At 43.9% G+C, this 239-nt stretch carries 1 pseudogene; it reads right to left on the bottom strand.

The window, feature by feature from the left end:
- Window positions 1-215: pseudogene (locus tag V6252_RS13000) on the bottom strand (3-methylcrotonyl-CoA carboxylase); the annotation flags it as partial.
- Between the last annotated feature and the right edge of the window lie 24 nt (window positions 216-239).

The raw sequence follows: 239 nt of genomic DNA, 5'->3' as shown, positions 1-239 counted from the left end.
TGCGCGTCACTGCTATCATAGCTCATCTGACCTTCATAAACCGTTTCGGTCTGAGCAGCCACATTGATATTCCTATCATCCTGCGTATTCGCGATTTCTTGACCAATGACGAGCGAAAAGCTACTGAGATTATCGCCGCTCTTTTTGCTATCAGACCAACTCGCATTATGCCAATTTCTGATGCGAGCACAGTAGGCTTGCTCATCATAAACCAAGCTAAATTAACGAGTATAATCACT

Origin of the sequence: Psychrobacter proteolyticus, from assembly GCF_038155145.1 — a bacterium.
Taxonomy (GTDB): Bacteria; Pseudomonadota; Gammaproteobacteria; order Pseudomonadales; family Moraxellaceae; genus Psychrobacter; species Psychrobacter proteolyticus_B.
Note: the sequence above shows the minus strand (reverse complement) of the source record. Positions and strands in the feature narration are given on the sequence as shown.